The 16,818-nt window shown below is 39.0% G+C and carries 14 protein-coding genes, 1 other RNA gene and 1 pseudogene; 10 read left to right on the forward strand and 6 right to left on the reverse strand.

What is annotated here, in order from left to right:
• Window positions 1-116: 116 nt before the first annotated feature.
• On the forward strand, window positions 117-557 hold the full coding sequence (gene irrA, locus ME5_RS03050; protein WP_008038291.1) for an iron response transcriptional regulator IrrA: 441 nt from the start codon (window positions 117-119) through the stop codon (window positions 555-557).
• Between the two features lie 415 nt (window positions 558-972).
• Here the strand turns inward: irrA and recR are convergent, their stop codons facing one another.
• The 4 genes from recR to ffs form a co-directional block, all read right to left on the reverse strand.
• Window positions 973-1,578, reverse strand: a complete 606-nt coding sequence (gene recR, locus ME5_RS03055; protein WP_008038292.1) for a recombination mediator RecR — start codon at window positions 1,576-1,578, stop codon at window positions 973-975.
• Window positions 1,579-1,959: 381 nt separating this feature from the next.
• Window positions 1,960-2,283, reverse strand: coding sequence for a YbaB/EbfC family nucleoid-associated protein (locus tag ME5_RS03060; protein WP_008038296.1), 324 nt, complete (start codon window positions 2,281-2,283; stop codon window positions 1,960-1,962).
• Between the two features lie 32 nt (window positions 2,284-2,315).
• Complete coding sequence (locus tag ME5_RS03065; protein WP_008038303.1) at window positions 2,316-4,277, reverse strand: DNA polymerase III subunit gamma/tau; 1,962 nt, start codon at window positions 4,275-4,277, stop codon at window positions 2,316-2,318.
• A 251-nt stretch (window positions 4,278-4,528) separates the two neighbouring features.
• An RNA gene (gene ffs / locus ME5_RS10295) (signal recognition particle sRNA small type) lies at window positions 4,529-4,626 on the reverse strand.
• A 68-nt stretch (window positions 4,627-4,694) separates the two neighbouring features.
• On the opposite strand from ffs, the gene ME5_RS03070 reads away from it, so the two are divergent.
• Both ME5_RS03070 and nudC read left to right on the forward strand, forming a co-directional pair.
• Complete coding sequence (locus tag ME5_RS03070; protein ID WP_008038307.1) at window positions 4,695-5,111, forward strand: HIT family protein; 417 nt, start codon at window positions 4,695-4,697, stop codon at window positions 5,109-5,111.
• Window positions 5,108-6,025, forward strand: coding sequence for an NAD(+) diphosphatase (gene nudC, locus ME5_RS03075; RefSeq protein WP_008038309.1), 918 nt, complete (start codon window positions 5,108-5,110; stop codon window positions 6,023-6,025). Before ME5_RS03070 ends, nudC begins: the two co-directional genes overlap by 4 nt.
• 268 nt (window positions 6,026-6,293) lie before the next feature.
• On the opposite strand, the gene ME5_RS03080 is transcribed toward nudC, so the two are convergent.
• The gene (locus ME5_RS03080; RefSeq protein ID WP_008038311.1) at window positions 6,294-7,151 is read right to left on the reverse strand and encodes a prephenate dehydratase; all 858 of its coding nucleotides are present in this window, start codon (window positions 7,149-7,151) and stop codon (window positions 6,294-6,296) included.
• The gene (locus ME5_RS03085; RefSeq protein WP_008038312.1) at window positions 7,148-7,885 is read right to left on the reverse strand and encodes a 3-deoxy-manno-octulosonate cytidylyltransferase; all 738 of its coding nucleotides are present in this window, start codon (window positions 7,883-7,885) and stop codon (window positions 7,148-7,150) included. The genes ME5_RS03080 and ME5_RS03085 overlap by 4 nt, the downstream gene beginning before the upstream one ends.
• A gap of 134 nt (window positions 7,886-8,019) precedes the next feature.
• On the opposite strand from ME5_RS03085, the gene ME5_RS03090 reads away from it, so the two are divergent.
• The 7 genes and pseudogenes from ME5_RS03090 to ME5_RS10610 all read left to right on the forward strand — a co-directional run.
• Window positions 8,020-8,580, forward strand: coding sequence for a c-type cytochrome (locus ME5_RS03090; RefSeq protein ID WP_008038315.1), 561 nt, complete (start codon window positions 8,020-8,022; stop codon window positions 8,578-8,580).
• Between the two features lie 85 nt (window positions 8,581-8,665).
• Window positions 8,666-10,579, forward strand: coding sequence for an extracellular solute-binding protein (locus tag ME5_RS03095; protein WP_008038317.1), 1,914 nt, complete (start codon window positions 8,666-8,668; stop codon window positions 10,577-10,579).
• A 103-nt stretch (window positions 10,580-10,682) separates the two neighbouring features.
• Window positions 10,683-11,786 carry a microcin C ABC transporter permease YejB gene (locus ME5_RS03100; protein WP_008038319.1) on the forward strand — a complete coding sequence of 368 codons (1,104 nt, stop codon included), beginning with the start codon at window positions 10,683-10,685 and terminating at the stop codon, window positions 11,784-11,786.
• A complete protein-coding gene (locus ME5_RS03105; RefSeq protein ID WP_008038323.1) occupies window positions 11,786-12,928 on the forward strand; it encodes an ABC transporter permease in 1,143 nt (380 codons plus the stop codon). The genes ME5_RS03100 and ME5_RS03105 overlap by 1 nt, the downstream gene beginning before the upstream one ends.
• The gene (locus ME5_RS03110) at window positions 12,925-14,529 is read left to right on the forward strand and encodes an ABC transporter ATP-binding protein (protein ID WP_008038324.1); all 1,605 of its coding nucleotides are present in this window, start codon (window positions 12,925-12,927) and stop codon (window positions 14,527-14,529) included. The genes ME5_RS03105 and ME5_RS03110 overlap by 4 nt, the downstream gene beginning before the upstream one ends.
• Before the next feature lie 558 nt (window positions 14,530-15,087).
• Window positions 15,088-15,819: a hypothetical protein gene (locus ME5_RS03115; RefSeq protein WP_008038325.1), complete on the forward strand. Its 732-nt coding sequence runs from the start codon at window positions 15,088-15,090 to the stop codon at window positions 15,817-15,819.
• A gap of 31 nt (window positions 15,820-15,850) precedes the next feature.
• A pseudogene (locus ME5_RS10610) lies at window positions 15,851-16,818 on the forward strand (hypothetical protein); the annotation flags it as partial.

Raw genomic sequence — 16,818 nt, forward strand, 5'->3', positions numbered from 1 at the left:
GATTCTGTTCAGTTTCTTCTTGCGAAGCTTTAGCGACAAGGTGTCTTGTATGCAATTGTTTTTCCAGATATAATATGACCTTAATAATTTAGATCTTCAATATTGCAGGTAAAAGAGTGCATTCTTATTCATTAATAGAACTTGAAAAGCATTTAAGAGAAAGAGGTCTTCGGCCAACGCGTCAACGTTTGGCATTGGCCAGCATGTTGTTTGCGCGTGGTAATCGTCATATTGCTGCTGAAGATTTGCATGAAGAAGCGCTTAAAGCATCAGTGCCCGTGTCGCTTGCAACTGTGTATAATACATTGCATCAGTTCACACAGGCTGGATTATTACGGATTATTGCTGTTGAAGGTTCTAAGACATGGTTTGATACCAATACATCAGATCATCACCATTTTTATTTAGAAGATGAAAATCGCATTATCGACATTCCACATGGACCAGAAGGCCAACCCATTATTGGTAATTTACCAACGCCACCTGAGAATATGGAAATTTCTCACGTTGATTTGATTGTGCGTTTGCGCCCTCGCTCAGATAAAGATACAAACTAAAACTATGCTGATGTGGTTTTATCATATGCACTTCATTGATTGTGTGTTATTCATATTTGTATGGAATTTAGACCCTGTATGCAATGCGCCTTTGAATAATTTTAAATTTCATTAACATATGAGGTGAAGGCTTACTTGAAAAACTATGATTATATCTTTTCTGTGGTTTTGATATTTGTGCAGTTAAAATAGATTATTTGAGATTTATAAATTCAAATGCGCTGATACTCATCACAATCAAACAGACTTTTTCATGATTTTTTAAAATGTCTTTCGTGATGTGAAAATTTATCTTCTATTCATTGCCATTGCGTAATGTTTAATAAGAAAGGGAAGATCAATGTTTTATAGGTCTTAATCGCTTTCAAATAAGCGTTTTTATTAAGCTATTATAATCATATGAAATTAATCACTATCAAAGATTGGTTCGCGCGCGCAAAGCTGCCGCCAATGTGCCATCATCGAGATAATCTAACTCTCCACCAACAGGAACGCCATGTGCAAGTCTTGTCACATGGACTGAATATTCAGATAATTGGTCGGTAATATAATGAGCAGTTGTTTGTCCTTCAACTGTGGCATTAACGGCTAAAATGATTTCTTTGACATCACCTTTGGCCACACGATCAATTAAACGGGCAATATTAAGATCATCGGGTCCAACACCATCAAGTGGGGAGAGGCGCCCGCCTAAAACATGATACTTGACTTGCATTGTTGCAGCACGTTCTAAAGCCCACAGATCAGACACATCTTCAACAACTATAATTGTTGAACGATCACGACGATCATCTGAACAAATTGCGCAAGGCTCAGACGTATCCACATTGCCGCATAAGGGACAAATACACACTTTATCTGCGGCTTCCTGCATGGCACTACCAAGAGGCGTTAGTAGACTTTCTTTTTTCTTAATTAAATGAAGTGCAGCGCGCCGGGCTGAGCGTGGACCAAGCCCAGGTAAACGGGCCAGTAATTGAATAAGTCGTTCAATTTCAGGCCCTGCAATATGTTTCGCCATGAATGATTGTCTCCAAGATTTTTATGTATTGTAAGATTTATCGCGACGGTGAATCTATAATGAAATACATCAATTTATAAAACTTCCTTACCATAAAGCATGTAATCTGGTTGATGAATCATTATGTTATTTAAGCGCTCAGTATGATTTATATAACCCGCATATTTCATGTCATTGTTCATTTTTAAATCCAGATATGTGATCAATGAATGTTTTTTAACATTGAAGATAACATAAATTTTATTGAAGGCCGTCTATTCTATATAATCATAAACACTACCTATAGATAGTTTATAGTTATGCGGTTTATAAACGGTCTTGTTGTGAATCAATCTTCACATCATCATAAAGGTTAGATATTTGATTTATGATTGTCTTTCTTCAAAAAGGTAATTTGAAGCCAGGAGGAATTGGAAGACCTGCTGTCATTTCTTGAGTTTTTTCAGCCATCTTTGCTTCGATTTTGGTTTTTGCTTCATTATGAGCTGCCATAATTAAGTCTTCGAGAATTTCTGTTTCTTCTGGCTTGACGAGTGAGGGATCAATCTGAATGTTAACGATCTGTCCTTGCCCGTTTATTGTGACTTGAACAAGCCCACCACCTGAAGCACCAATTTCTTGCACATTTGCCATTTCCTGTTGCATTTCTTGCATTTTGGCTTGCATTTCTTTCGCTTTTTTCATCATGCCCAGCATATCGCGCATATGATATTCTCCTTTAATTTTATTATGTTTGTTTAGTCTTCATCATTTTCATCGTTGAAGATTTCTTCTTCTACATCAATATCATCGTCTTGTTTATTTAACCGAACGTCAACAACTTTTGATCCTGGAAACGTTTGCAAAATCTTTGCAATATCAGGATCAGCCTCTGCATGAGATAAAAGTCTGGCGCGTGCGGCATCTTCTTCTTCACGAAGGGTCGCGCTGCCACCTTCATTGACAACACTAACCGTCCACCGTTCGCCTGTCCATTCACGCAATTTTTTTGCCATGTCTTGTGCAAAAACACGTGGGGCGCCTTCCGCAGGTTCAAACTCAATGCGACCGTTTTGAAATGAAACAAGGCGAACATATTCTTTAACAAGCAACTTAAAATGGATGTCATCATTTTCATCTGCAAGGCGAACGATATCTTGTAATGAATGAAGGGAAGATTCTTGTTCTTTTTTTTTGTTGTCTTCTTCTAGATCATTGTCACCATAAACAGCTGTGTTGCCGCTGACACTCTTTTCATCTTGATCACAAGATAAGGCAGTGTCAATAACGCGGTCTGTTTCGATTTTACCTTCAGTAGACGGTGTGTGTTCTGGTTTTAAAAGTGCCGATGTTTGTGTAACCAATTGTATGCTGACATCATTTTCTGATATTTGCTGTCTTAAGGTTTGCTCATTTTTTTGTTCGTGATGTGTCAAAGATTGTGGCGGATTAAAACCATTATGAGATTGATTATGGAGTGAGTCTTTTTGTCTTTTTTGTTTGATTGCTTGTTCTGTGCGCCGCGCATTGCCAAGAATTTTACTTGGGTTCAAACGTTCTGCTTCAAGTTTTTTGAGCGTTTCCTCTAAAGGCGGTAAGTCGGCGGCGTGCGTTAATCGAATAAGAAGCATTTCGGCGGCTTGTAGTGGATTAGAAGCACTTTCTACTTCTTGCATACCTTTTAATAACATTTGCCAATTGCGTGACAATATTGGCACAGAAAGCTTTTGTGAAAAATTAAGACCACGTTGCCGTTCTTCTTCAATCAGTGAAATATCTTCAGCCATTTCAGGGGTAAAACGAAGCCGCGTTACAAGATGGTTGAAATCCGCAAGTTCACCTAAAATAACAAGCGGATCCGCACCTGCGTCATATTGATTGCGCATGTTTTGTAACGCTGGTCCAATATCACCTGACATTATTTTTTCAAACAGATCAATAACTTGGGCTCGATCGGCAAGTCCAAGCATTGAACGCACTGTTTGTGCTTTAACGTGGCCTTCACCATGGGCAATGGCTTGATCAAGTATAGACAATGCATCTCGCACAGAACCTTCACCCGCACGCGCTATCATTGCCAAAGCTTCTTCTTCAGCATCTAATTGTTCTTTTTCAATAATCTGGCTAAGATGATCTATGAGTGTTTTAGATTCTATCCGACGCAAATCAAAACGTTGGCAGCGTGATAAAACAGTTATGGGAACTTTTTTGATTTCTGTTGTTGCAAAAATGAATTTTACATGAGCAGGGGGCTCTTCTAACGTTTTTAATAAGCCATTGAAGGCTTGCGTTGAAAGCATATGGACTTCATCAATAATATAAACTTTGTAACGCGCAGAAACAGGCCGATACCGAATTTGTTCTATGATTTCTCGAATATCATCAATGCCTGTGTGGGATGCTGCATCCATTTCAATAATATCTACATGGCGACCTTCCATGATCGCCTGACAATGCTCACCCATAACATTTAGTGCAATTGTTGGTTTATCAATTGTATCTGTTTTATAATTTAATGCACGTGCCAAAATGCGTGCCGTTGTTGTTTTTCCTACACCGCGAACGCCAGTAAGCATCCATGCTTGCGCAATGCGTCCTGCTTCAAAAGCATTGGTAAGTGTGCGCACCATTGGTTCTTGACCGATAAGATCATCAAAGTTTTGCGGTCGATATTTTCGTGCAAGAACGCGATAAGCTTTCTCTGCCGAGATTTTTTCCATGGTGCCATTCCGTTTAAGGTGTTTAAAGTCTTCAATGAAATATTGAAGGTTACTTTTTTTCTTAAATCTCATCGAATATAATGAAAGATCACATTATGTTCAATCAATCTTCCTCTTCATATGACGCTTTTTGATTGAATGAAAATGAATAATTATTTTATGATGGGTATGAGGTTCATAATGGTCTGTTTACGATCATCATATGAAAAGGATAATGATATTGCCTCAAAAATTGTATTTAGCGGTAAAAGGTGGGAGGCTGGCACGGTGACCCGTGCCTGTGCTCGTTAGGGCTGCTTCCTTCCGGACCTGACCCGGTTGGCGAGTGGCTCGTCCACCACCAACCTCCCATCGCACATATCGTCAATTTACAATAAAAAAGCAAGTCTTGAACAAAAAAATATGGAGATAAGTGTTTTGAAATCGTCTTTTGTGTTAGATTCGCGCTTGGAAATGGAAAGTTTTCCTGTTGTTGGTCTTGGTCTTAGTGATGTTCGCTTGATGAATGATTGTCGGTGGCCATGGCTGATTCTTGTGCCGCGAATAGCGCAGGCAGAAGAAATCCATCATCTAATATTTGATGACCAATTGGCATTGCTTGCAGAAATCAATGAAGTGGCTGTTGCTTTGGAGGCTATTACAGGCTGTTTCAAAGTTAATATTGCTGCTCTTGGCAATTTAGTGCGTCAATTGCATATTCATATTATTGCGCGTAATGAAGATGATGCTAACTGGCCAAATCCTGTTTGGGGCTTTGGTGAAAGGCAAGTTTATAAAAATGGTCAAGATCGAAATTTAGTGCGTCAATTACAATTAAAATTGGATCAAGCATGACGATATTAAGTTTTAATGGTAATAAAGTAAAACGACACTTGAAAAAACGTGATGCACAAAGTGTTCAGAAGGAGCGTTTGAATAATCCCTATTTTATCTTTTTGCATAATGACATTGTCATCTATCACTATAAAGCAGGAAGGGCCGAACTTTATTGTGATGAAAACACTTTATCGCGCTTCCAAATTGATTGGGAAAAAGCTTGCCTTTTAGGTTGGGAGCAAGAACGTCCTGTTCTTGCCGCGCCTCTTTTTGATATACCCGAGACGTTACCAGATGGATTTTATCACATAGCGCTGAAAGAGTCCTATAAACAAGGGTTATTTATTTCCAATCAGTCAGGCGCTTTAGCGCAAGCTGTTTCACTGCTTTCATGGCATAAAAATAATTCTTTTTGTGCGCGTTGTGGACATGAAACTGTTATGAGTGATGGCGGTATGAAGCGCATTTGTCATCAGTGTCAGATAGAGCATTTTCCTCGTGTTGATCCTGTTGTGATTATGCTTGTACATTATGAAGATTATTGTTTGCTTGCACGTTCTCCTCATTTTGAGCAAAATAACTATTCTTGTCTTGCTGGATTTGTTGAACAAGGCGAAACGCTTGAAATGGCTGTTCGGCGTGAAAGTTTAGAGGAAATGGGCGTGGCGATTGGTGAAGTGAACTATTATGCTTCTCAACCTTGGCCTTTTTCTCATTCACTTATGTTGGGGTGTTATGCAAAAGCTTTGAATCTTGATGTCACCATTGACCACAATGAAATAGAAGCGGGGCGCTGGTTTTCAAAACAGGAAGTTTCACAAATTATCGCCCATCACCATCCTGAAAATATTACCTTACCTCCTGAAGGAGCCATTGCCCATTTTTTGATTAAGCAATGGTGGAAAAGCAAAAATAATGACATTCTAAATTGATAAAAGTCTCTTTAATCAAGAATTTTTGCCATGACAGGATATAAAATAGTGTGAAGATCATACCAAAAAATATGTCTTTTCATTTTTGTTGTTACAACAAGAAACGTAAACCAGCATGACAACTTAAACCAAATTTTAGATTTTGTATAAATCTTGTAGAAGATTGCCATTTTAATTATTTTTGACGCATTATATTTTTGACGCAATATTAGTTTGATAGAATAACGGCCCCAAATTTTAAAAACGCTTTATTGGACACCTTATATCATTAAAAATGAGGTATGGAACGTTCAAGACTGGCAGGATAGACACCAACAATACGAATTTCAGCTGAGAAAAAAGCCAATTCTTCCAGTGCTAATTTGACCATAGGATCATCAGGATGTCCCTCAATGTCGACAAAGAATTGCGTCGCATGAAATGATCCGCCAATTTGATAGCTTTCAAGTTTTGTCATATTCACGCCATTGGTGGCAAAGCCGCCCATTGCTTTATAAAGCGCGGCCGGCACATTGCGTACTCGGAATAAAAAACTGGTCATAATTTTTTCATTCTTTTGTGGCTTTGGCGCCCATTTTTTTGTCTGTGATAAAACAACGAAGCGTGTAATATTATGTGCTTCATCTTCCACATTATGGTCAATAATTTCCAAGCCATAAAGGTCGGCGGCAAGTTTTGGGGCAAGAGCGGCTTGGCTGCGTGTGCCACTTTCTTTAATCATTTTTGCAGCTCCTGCCGTATCACCAGCAACAATGCCTTGCCAGTTGCTTTCGCGAATTATCTTACGACATTGACCAAGTGCATGAATATGGCTGTGAATAGTTTTGATTTCTTCTCGTTTTACACCAGGTAAAACCATTAATTGAAAGTGAATTGGCAAAAAATATTCACCAACAATATGAAGCGTTGTTTGCGGTAAAAGATGATGAATATCGGCCACTCTTCCTGCAAGTGTATTTTCAATTGGGATCATACCAAGATCTGCCTGACCTGTTTCAACAGCATTTAATGCATCTTCAAAAGTTGGGCAGGGCAAGGGATCCATTGCAGGAAACATATTGCGACAGGCGGTATCAGAGTTTGCACCAAAATCACCTTGAAAGGAAATTTTATTGGTTTTTTTCATGTCGTCCTCAAAATATTGCGCGCTTCATGAAGATCTTCTGGCGTATCAACGCCTAAGGGAACGGTGTTAACAATTTGCACATCAATACGCATTCCCGCTTCAAGAGCGCGAAGCTGTTCTAAACTTTCCCTTTGCTCTAGAAGTGAAGGAGGAAGGGTTACAAATTTTTCAAGCGCTTTTCGTCTATAGGCATATAGACCGATATGATGGTAAAGAGGACCTTCACCATAAGGTGCTGTAGCTCTTGTAAAATACAGCGCCCGCATGCGTTTTTCTTCAAGATAAGTTCCGACAATTTTCACAACATTAGGATTGTGTTTTTCTTGTTCTTTTATAATTTCAACGCCTACCGTACCAATATCCGTTGAAGCATTGTGTAATGGCAAAAGTGCAGCTTGGATATCTTGTGAGGACAAAGTGGGTAAATCCCCTTGAAGATTAAGAATTGTGTCAAAATATTTTTCAGGATCACTCTTTGTTAAAGCCTCAAAAATACGATCTGAGCCTGATTGATGATCACGCCGTGTCATCATAACTTCAATGCCTAATCCTTGTAATGCGGCGACAACATCACTGTGATCGGTAGCGACAACCACTTTGCCAAGATTGGCTAAGAGCGCGCGCTCTGCAACATGGACAATCATCGGTTTTCCAACAATATCTGCTAAGGGCTTTCCAGGAAGACGTGTCGATTCCATACGTGCTGGAATTAAAATAAGTGTTTTTGACGTCATGGTTTTGTCTCGATACGTTTGGGATCTTACGATTTAAATATGTTCTTACTTACGATATGTTATAAATATTGCCAAGGTTGAGGAAAAGACTTAAAATTTAAAACTTCAAGAAAAGCCACAATGTCTGACAATTCATGCGTGTATCTACTGTAAATTCTATCATTTGTGTCTGTTTGTTTTGGCTCATCGTTTTATTTGCCATTATCTTTATGTCTAATCTTATTTATGACACGCCTCAAGTGCAGGATAAAAATGCGCAAAGAGATGCGTTGATCAATTTAGAGCAAGATGAAAAGCCTTCACAATCATTGCAGACGACAGAGATTGCTTTATCGACACGTTTGAAAAAAGGAGATATAAAAAAAGGAGCACAGCTTTTTGGTCAATGTGGTACATGCCATAGTGGTGCCAAAGACGGCTCCAATCGTGTCGGTCCTCCTTTATGGGATATCGTTAATCGGCCTTTTGCTTTTATTCAAAATTTTTCATATTCTCGCGCAATGCGTGACAATGCTGATAAGCATTGGAATTTTGCCACATTGGATACCTATCTTCGCGCACCAAGAAAAATGATTCCTGGTACAATCATGACTTTTCCTGGCATTAAAAATGATCAGGACCGAGCCGATTTGCTTCTTTATCTACGCATGTTATCGGATTCACCGGTTGACTTACCGCAGGAAAGTTTAAAATAATATGAAAAAGATGTTTTTTGTGTTTGATGATGATCACATGCGACAATTATAAAAAATTTTAAGAACATTATGTGATGGGTTTAATATGAATATAAAAACTTTTGTTTTTTTTGTGGTGATGGCATGTTTACCTTTGTTATCCTATGCTGCAGAGCAAAAGAGTGTTTTGAGCCAAGAAAAAAATATTAAAAACCATCAAACATTAGAAAATACTCAACCCCAATGGCGTTATGCACTTTCTTTAGCCGGTACTCCTAAATACGATAAGTATTTTACGCATTATGATTATGTGAATGTCAATGCTTCAAAGGGTGGACAGTTTAATGACAGTGTCACGGGCACGTTTAATAGTTTTAATCCTTATATCGTAAATGGAACTCCAGCGGCGGGTTTTTCATCTCGTGGTGGTGGCAAGCAATATGATACACTTATGGCGCAATCGCCTGAGGAAACTTCAGTAAATTATCCACTTATTGCGCAAGCGGTGCAATATCCTGACGATTTTTCATGGGTAAAATTTCGCTTAAATCCCAAAGCTATATGGCACGATGGTCACCCCATTACAGCAGATGATGTTGTCTGGAGTTTTCATGCTCTTAAGCAAAATTCGCCATTTTTTAATAATTACTATCATTCAGTCTTGCGTGTTGAAAAAAATGCGGATGATGAAGTTACCTTTATTTTTCAATCATCAGGAAATCGCGAGCTTCCTTTTATTATGGGGCAAATGCCTGTATTACCGCAACATTGGTGGGAGGGGACGGATAAAAATGGTAAAAAACGTAATATTTCAGAACCGACACTTGAAGTGCCTTTAGGTTCTGGTCCTTATCGGCTTGAAAGATTTAATCCTGGTAAATTTGTGACATGGAAAAGAGTTGACGATTATTGGGCTAAAGATTTGCCAGTTAATCGTGGTCGTTTTAATTTTGAACGTGTACATTATACTTATTTTCTTGATCCTAATGCAGAATGGGAAGCTTTTAAGAAGGGTCATATCGTGGATTGGCGTCTTGAAAATCGTATACAAAGATGGAATCAAAGCTATTATTTTGCAGCAGTTGAACGCGGTGATATTATTCGCGCTAGTTTTGCTTTTCATGGCAGTGGTCGTGTCCAAGGATTTTTTATCAATACGCGCTTGTCAAAATTTGCGGATCGTCGTGTGCGAAAAGCACTCAATTTGGCATTTGATTTTGAATCCTTAAATCAGTCACTTTTCTTTAATGATTATCAGCGCATTTCGAGCTATTTTGATGGATTAGATTTGGCCGCCAAGGGCATACCACATGGATTGGAATTGGAGATTTTGGAGACTGTGCGACAGGAAGTGCCACCAGAATTATTCACGGAGCCATTTACTAATCCCGTTTATGATAGTCCCCAGTCCTCGCGCCGTTATTTGACACAAGCCATGCACTTATTAAATGAGGCAGGTTGGCATCTGGATGGTACGCTTTTGGTTAATGACAAGGGTGAGGTGTTTACTTTGGAAGTAATGCTCAGCGATAATGCTTTTGAAAGAGCGACTGCCCCTTTTATTGCTCAATTGAGCCGATTGGGTATTCAAGCCACAATGCGAGTTGTTGATGCATCGCAATATCGCAATAGAGAGGCCAATTATGACTTTGATCTGATCGTTAAAGCCATTGGTCAAAGTGACAGCCCTGGTAATGAACAACTTGATTTTTGGGGATCAAAAGCCGCGGATCTTCCAGGTGGCTATAATGTTGCCGGTATTAAAAATCCTGCTGTAGATACATTGATTGATCGTATTATTTACGCTAAAAATAGAGATGAACTAGTCGCGGCTACGCGTGCGCTTGATCGCGTTTTGCTGTGGAATTACTATATTATTCCTCAATGGTATTCCGATCATTTTAATATTGCTTATTGGAATAAGTTTTCCATTCCTCATCCTCAACCAAAAGCCAGTGGCATTGATTTATCTTCGTGGTGGATTAATCCTAAAAAGGTAAAGGCTTTAAAAACGGAATAGACATTTGTTATTTTTTCATCATAAACAAATAAGGATCACAGCACGTTTTCAGCATGAAGTTGTGATTCGCAATCGTGGCTTGGCACCAAGGGGTAGATGAAGCATGGTGGCATATATTTTAAGGCGACTGGCACTTATCATTCCAACATTGATTGGTATTTTGACAGTTACATTTGTCATCGTTCAATTTACCCCCGGAGGACCTATTGAAAATATTATTGCACAATTGCAAGGTACAGGCGGTGATGCGATCTCTCGCTTGGGTGGCGGTGGCGACCTGGGCTTATCATCTGAAGTAACATTTCAAGGCAGTGATGCCACTTCTCAATATCGCGGAGCGCGTGGTCTTGATCCTGATTTTATTGCAAAACTTGAAAAGCAATTTGGTTTTGATAAGCCCCCTATTGAACGTTATTTTACGATGCTATGGAATTACGTGCGTTTTGATTTCGGCGATTCTTATACGCAGGGTCGATCCGTCGTTGATTTAATAAAAGCGGCGCTTCCCGTATCTATTTCACTTGGTCTTTGGCAATTGTTTATTTCTTATGCAATTTCCATTCCCTTAGGGATTCGTAAAGCGGTTAAAGATGGCTCGTCATTTGATGTTTGGACAAGTGCGATTATTGTCATTGGCTATGCAATTCCAAGTTTTTTATTTGGTATTATGCTTATGGTGCTTTTTGCTGGAGGATCGTTTTTTGATTGGTTTCCTTTAAGCCATTTGACATCAGAAAATTTTGATGAGCTATCTTTTGGTGGAAAGATTTTAGATTATTTACATCATTTGGCTTTGCCGTTAACCGCTATGGTTATTTCAGCTTTTGCAACCACTACGCTTTTGACTAAAAACTGTTTTTTAGAGGAAATACGAAAACAATATGTGGTGACAGCACGTGCCAAGGGTTTGAGTGAGCGTTCGGTTCTCTATGGCCATGTTTTTCGTAATGCTATGTTAGTGGTTATTGCCAGCTTTCCAGCTGCTTTTATCGCTTCTTTTTTTACAGGCTCATTACTGATTGAAATGCTTTATTCATTAAATGGTATGGGCTTATTGAGTTATACATCCATTGTTAATCGCGATTATCCTGTCGTGTTTGGATCACTTTATATTTTTTCACTCATTGGTTTGGTAATCAGTCTGATTTCAGATCTCACCTATATGCTTGTCGATCCGCGTATTGATTTTGAAAAGAGAGATGTCTAATGAGTGAAGTCGTCTTTGAAAACTCTTTAAAAGCGCGTCCATCAAAGCGTCCCTTTCTTTCGCCAATCAATCAAAGGCGTTGGCAAAATTTCAAAAAAAACCGTCGTGGTTGGTGGTCGCTATGGATATTTTTGTTCTTATGCATTATATCTTTTTCTGCTAATTTTATTGCCAATGATCGACCAATTATTGCTTCCTATAAGGGTGAGCTGTTATTTCCTGTTTTGTTTGACTATCCTGATGAAAAATTTGGCGGTGTTCTTGCAACAGTTGATTTTCGCGAAAGTTATATCAAAAACGAAATTCATAATCATGGTTGGGCCATATGGCCTCCTGTTCATTATTCTTATGATACAACTGTAGGCAATAAACCAGTGGCACTTGCTCCACCTTTTTGGCTGCAGAGCAAAGAAGAACGATGTAAAAATTATGCATTGGGTGCAGAGGATCCTGATTGCACAATAAGCAATTGGAATTGGCTTGGTACGGATGATCAAACGCGTGATGTTTTTGCACGTGTTCTTTATGGGTTTCGTGTCTCAATCTCTTTTACGCTGATATTGACAATTGTCTCCTCAATAGTTGGTATTGCAGCAGGAGCGGTGCAGGGATATTTTGGTGGTTGGGTTGATTTGATTTTTCAACGCTTTATTGAGATTTGGTCATCGGTACCCGCTCTTTATCTTATTATTATAATGGCCTCTGTATTGGCGCAAGGTTTTTGGGTTTTGCTCGGTGTCATGTTATTGTTTCAATGGGTTGCGCTTGTTGGTGTTGTGCGTGCTGAATTTTTGCGTGCAAGAAATTTTGAATATGTTAATGCCGCGCGCGCACTGGGTGTAGCCAATATGACTATAATGATACGCCATCTATTGCCCAATGCTATGGTGGCAACGATAACCTATTTGCCATTTTTGTTAACGGCAGGCATATCCACCTTGACGGCACTTGACTATCTTGGTTTTGGATTGCCCCCAGGTTCGGCATCTTTAGGGGAGTTAATGCGCCAGGCCGTCAATAATCTGAACGCACCATGGATTGGTATTACAGGGTTTATTGTTATCGCCTTAATGCTTTCTCTTTTAGCCTTTATCGGTGAGGCCGCACGAGATGCATTTGATCCACGAAAGACTTTTCAATGACTTCAATTCTCGATGTGCGCAATCTTTCTGTAATATTTAAACAAGATGAACGCGAAACAAAAGCGGTTGATCATGTGTCGTTTAACGTTAAAAAGGGTGAGACAATTGCGTTAGTGGGTGAATCGGGATCAGGTAAATCCGTAACGGCATTATCAATTTTGAAATTATTATCTTATCCTTTAGCAAGTCATCCTTCTGGTGAAATATTTTTTCACGATAAAGATTTGCTAAGGTTAAAAGAAGAGGAGTTAAGAAAAGTACGCGGTCGCGATATCGCAATGATATTTCAAGAACCTATGACATCCTTAAATCCTTTGCATACTGTAGAGCATCAAATAAGTGAAGTTTTAAAAGTTCATCAAGGCATGTCTACGAATGTGGCACGTAAACGCACGGTTGAGCTTTTAGAGCAGGTTGGTATTCGCGATGCGAAAAAGCGTCTCACTTCATTTCCTCATCAACTATCTGGCGGGCAGCGTCAACGTGTTATGATTGCTATGGCACTTGCAAATGATCCTGAGCTTCTAATCGCAGATGAACCAACGACTGCTTTGGATGTAACAGTACAAGCGCAAATTCTTGAGCTTTTAGCAAAATTAAAAGATGAGCGTTCAATGTCGATGGTTTTTATCACACATGACTTGGGGATTGTGCGTCGTATTGCTGATCGTGTATGTGTGATGACAAAAGGTAAAATTGTTGAAATGGGTCACACGGCAGATATATTTTCCAACCCGCAACATGATTATACAAAAAAATTATTGGCGGCTGAACCAAAAGGTACACCCCTTAAAGCTGATATGAATGCATCTGTTGTTTTACAAGGCAAAAAAGTAAAAGTCTGGTTCCCCATAAAAAAAGGGCTTTTGCGTCGTACAGTTGATTATGTAAAAGCGGTCGATGAAATCGATGTGAAAATACTAGCAGGTCAAACATTAGGGGTAGTAGGCGAATCTGGATCAGGAAAAACCACTTTGGGTTTGGCTTTAACGCGTATGATTGTCTCACATGGAAAAGTTAGATTTGAAGAAAAAGACATTGATCGGTATTCGTTTAAGCAAATGCGCCCCTTAAGACGTGATATTCAAATTGTCTTTCAAGATCCGTTTGGTTCACTTTCGCCACGTATGTCAGTGAGTGAAATTATCGCTGAAGGTTTAAAGGTTCATGAGCCATCTCTTGGATTCACTCAACGTGAAGCGCGTGTTATACAAGCACTCAATGAGGTTGACCTTGATCCTGAGACTCGTCATCGTTATCCACATGAGTTTTCAGGTGGTCAACGTCAACGTATAGCTATTGCGCGTGCAATGGTTCTTAATCCAAAATTCGTTATGCTTGATGAGCCAACATCGGCATTGGATATGAGTGTCCAGGCGCAAGTGATAGACCTTTTGCGAAATTTACAAAAAAAACATAACTTGTCCTATCTTTTTATTAGCCATGATTTAAAGGTTGTGAAAGCTTTGGCTAATGATTTAATTGTTATGCAACACGGTGTAGTGGTAGAGTCTGGTAGCGCGTGGCAGATATTCACAAATCCTAAAGAGGATTATACAAAATCGCTTTTGAATGCAGCATTTAATATGAATCATTATTGAATTTTGATAAATTTACTGCATAAAAAAATTGTTTATAATGGTATGTTACGCGTTGTTTTAGTTGCAACTCTTCAAAAGTTTTAGCAAAACTATTTTTTTAAATTATTTTAAAAAATTAAATCTTTAAAAAAATTTCAAATTAAATTTTAATTTCTGCAAGTTTTAGTCTATTGAAGATTTGTTCATAACATTGCAATGAAATATTTTTTTGTGTATAAAAACTGATTATTATGATTCGGAACATTGCGTGGGGGCATTGAGTGTCAAGTTGTATAGAATTATTATTTCAATACCAAAATTATGATCAAGATTCAGTTCACTCATAGCTTGAGTGGTTACTGGTGACTAAGTTTGAGTGGTTACTGGTGGCTAATTGTGTTAATTTGAGTGTTGTTGTTAAGTTGATTTTTTTTGTATAATCAGGTTACATTATATAAAAATAAGACATGAGATGAATGTTGAGTTTATAGTTAATTTAGAAGCTTTTCATATGGTTTTTGTTAATTGTTTAATTTTTTCTACCCTCTTTTTTAAATTGGGTTTCTAGGGGTAAGTAATATGGATGCGAATACTGCTAAAAAAGAGATAGATTCTGGACGCAAAATTTTTAAAAGATTGAAATTGGCCTTAAAAGGTTCAATTTCTCTTGCTGTAACTTTTGCTGGGTTTTTGCCGATGTCTGCAGCTGCGCAACAGGCTCAAAATATTATGGTGGCACCGCAAGATGTATCTTTAAGCTATGTTAATCAATCACTTGATTCTCGTGTCTTTGCTGCTCTTACAAATTATAAATCAACGGGATATAATTTTATTGATGATGCTGGAGCATCTAATGTTGTTGCCTTGCCAGATTTTGAAAATCTAAATGAAAAGGGTGTAGTAAAAGCTAATGATGTTCAGCCAGTAGTGGTTTCTAGCGTTGTTTCAAATGTAAATTCAGCGCTTGTTGGATTAACTGATTTTGGTGTGGCGCAAAATAGAATCGATGAAACTGTCGGTGGTGAACCTTCTCAAGTGTCACGATTGGCGCCGGTAGTGGGTAATTATGCTAGTGTCAGTTCTGATGTTCCGCAAACATTGGCTAATGGCGATGTTATTGCGCGTACAAGTGTTGCGGATGAATTGGTGCTTTTGGGGGTGGATGGTACGCCTACTGCTGCAGGTGCTGCTCAAAGACTTACTAATGTTAGAGAGGGGCGAATAACTATTGCATCGCGAGATGCTGTTGTAGGCTCTCAAATTTTTGCGCTTGGTCAAAATATAGACGGTTTTTTAGGGGGGGGGGAGTAATGTACTTCAAAATGTTGCGCCTTCATTTACAGTGCAAAATTCAAGGTATAGAAGTGTTGCTGCTGCTGTAAGTGGTATTGATAATGTTTTGTCGCAAAACATTTCAAACTTTAATGAGTTGTCGGTTTCGGTTGGTGCTATTCAAACAAATGTCGCTCAAGGTCTTATTGGTGTTGTACGGCGTTTTGATATTGTTGGTACGCCAAATGTTTTATCGTTAACAACAGCTGCAGGGACCACAGAGGCTCGACAAGTTCTGACAAACCTTGCTGATGGCAACCTTTCGGCAAATTCATCGCAAGCTGTTACCGGGGGGCAGCTATTTGCAACTAATTCTAATATTTTTAATATTGCTAATCGTACGAATCTATATTTAGGTAGTGGAAATGTAAATGGTGGTGCAAATTCCCTTCCGAGCTTTCCTGTACAGGGTGTATCTCAAACTAGTGTTGCTGCAGCATTTGGATCTGTTGATGGATATTTGACGCAGCACAGTAATGCAATTTCGTCTCTTCAGACGGAATATGAAATTATAGATGATTTGAATAGAGGTACGGCGGGTGTTGTTCAACGTGTTGCCCCTGCAGAAGAAGGTGCACCTGCGACCAATCAATTGGTGTTGACGGCAATTGACGGAACAGCTGGAGAACCTGGTGCGGCACAAAAATTGTCTAACCTTGCAGCAGCAACCCTTTCGTCTAATTCAACAGATGCGGTTACAGGAGCACAGCTTTTTGCAACCAATACAAATGTGACAAATATTGATGATAGAGTGACGTCTGTTGAAGGTGATGTTAACACTATTGGTGATACAATTACGACAATTCAAGGTGATGTTACGAATATTACCAATCAGGTTACGAGTGGTACGGCGGGTGTTGTTCAACGTGTTGCCCCTGAACAAGCCAATGGTCCTGCGACGAATGCCCTTGTTTTAACGGCAATTAACGGAACAGCGGCACAACCTGGTGCGGCACAAAGATTGTCTAACCTTGCAGC

Origin of the sequence: Bartonella tamiae Th239 (assembly GCF_000278275.1) — a bacterium.
In the GTDB taxonomy this organism is placed as follows: Bacteria; Pseudomonadota; Alphaproteobacteria; order Rhizobiales; family Rhizobiaceae; genus Bartonella; species Bartonella tamiae.

What these genes read in the sequence shown, in the direction of transcription:
- recR (WP_008038292.1), bottom strand. Translation starts at nt 1,578, where the DNA reads ATGGCGAAACATATTGCAGGGCCTGAAATTGAACGACTTATTCAATTA.
- ME5_RS03060 (WP_008038296.1), bottom strand. Translation starts at nt 2,283, where the DNA reads ATGCGCGATATGCTGGGCATGATGAAAAAAGCGAAAGAAATGCAAGCC.
- ME5_RS03065 (WP_008038303.1), bottom strand. Translation starts at nt 4,277, where the DNA reads ATGGAAAAAATCTCGGCAGAGAAAGCTTATCGCGTTCTTGCACGAAAA.
- nudC (WP_008038309.1), top strand. Translation starts at nt 5,108, where the DNA reads ATGACGATATTAAGTTTTAATGGTAATAAAGTAAAACGACACTTGAAA.
- ME5_RS03080 (WP_008038311.1), bottom strand. Translation starts at nt 7,151, where the DNA reads ATGAAAAAAACCAATAAAATTTCCTTTCAAGGTGATTTTGGTGCAAAC.
- ME5_RS03085 (WP_008038312.1), bottom strand. Translation starts at nt 7,885, where the DNA reads ATGACGTCAAAAACACTTATTTTAATTCCAGCACGTATGGAATCGACA.
- ME5_RS03090 (WP_008038315.1), top strand. Translation starts at nt 8,020, where the DNA reads ATGCGTGTATCTACTGTAAATTCTATCATTTGTGTCTGTTTGTTTTGG.
- ME5_RS03095 (WP_008038317.1), top strand. Translation starts at nt 8,666, where the DNA reads ATGAATATAAAAACTTTTGTTTTTTTTGTGGTGATGGCATGTTTACCT.
- ME5_RS03100 (WP_008038319.1), top strand. Translation starts at nt 10,683, where the DNA reads ATGGTGGCATATATTTTAAGGCGACTGGCACTTATCATTCCAACATTG.
- ME5_RS03105 (WP_008038323.1), top strand. Translation starts at nt 11,786, where the DNA reads ATGAGTGAAGTCGTCTTTGAAAACTCTTTAAAAGCGCGTCCATCAAAG.
- ME5_RS03110 (WP_008038324.1), top strand. Translation starts at nt 12,925, where the DNA reads ATGACTTCAATTCTCGATGTGCGCAATCTTTCTGTAATATTTAAACAA.
- ME5_RS03115 (WP_008038325.1), top strand. Translation starts at nt 15,088, where the DNA reads ATGGATGCGAATACTGCTAAAAAAGAGATAGATTCTGGACGCAAAATT.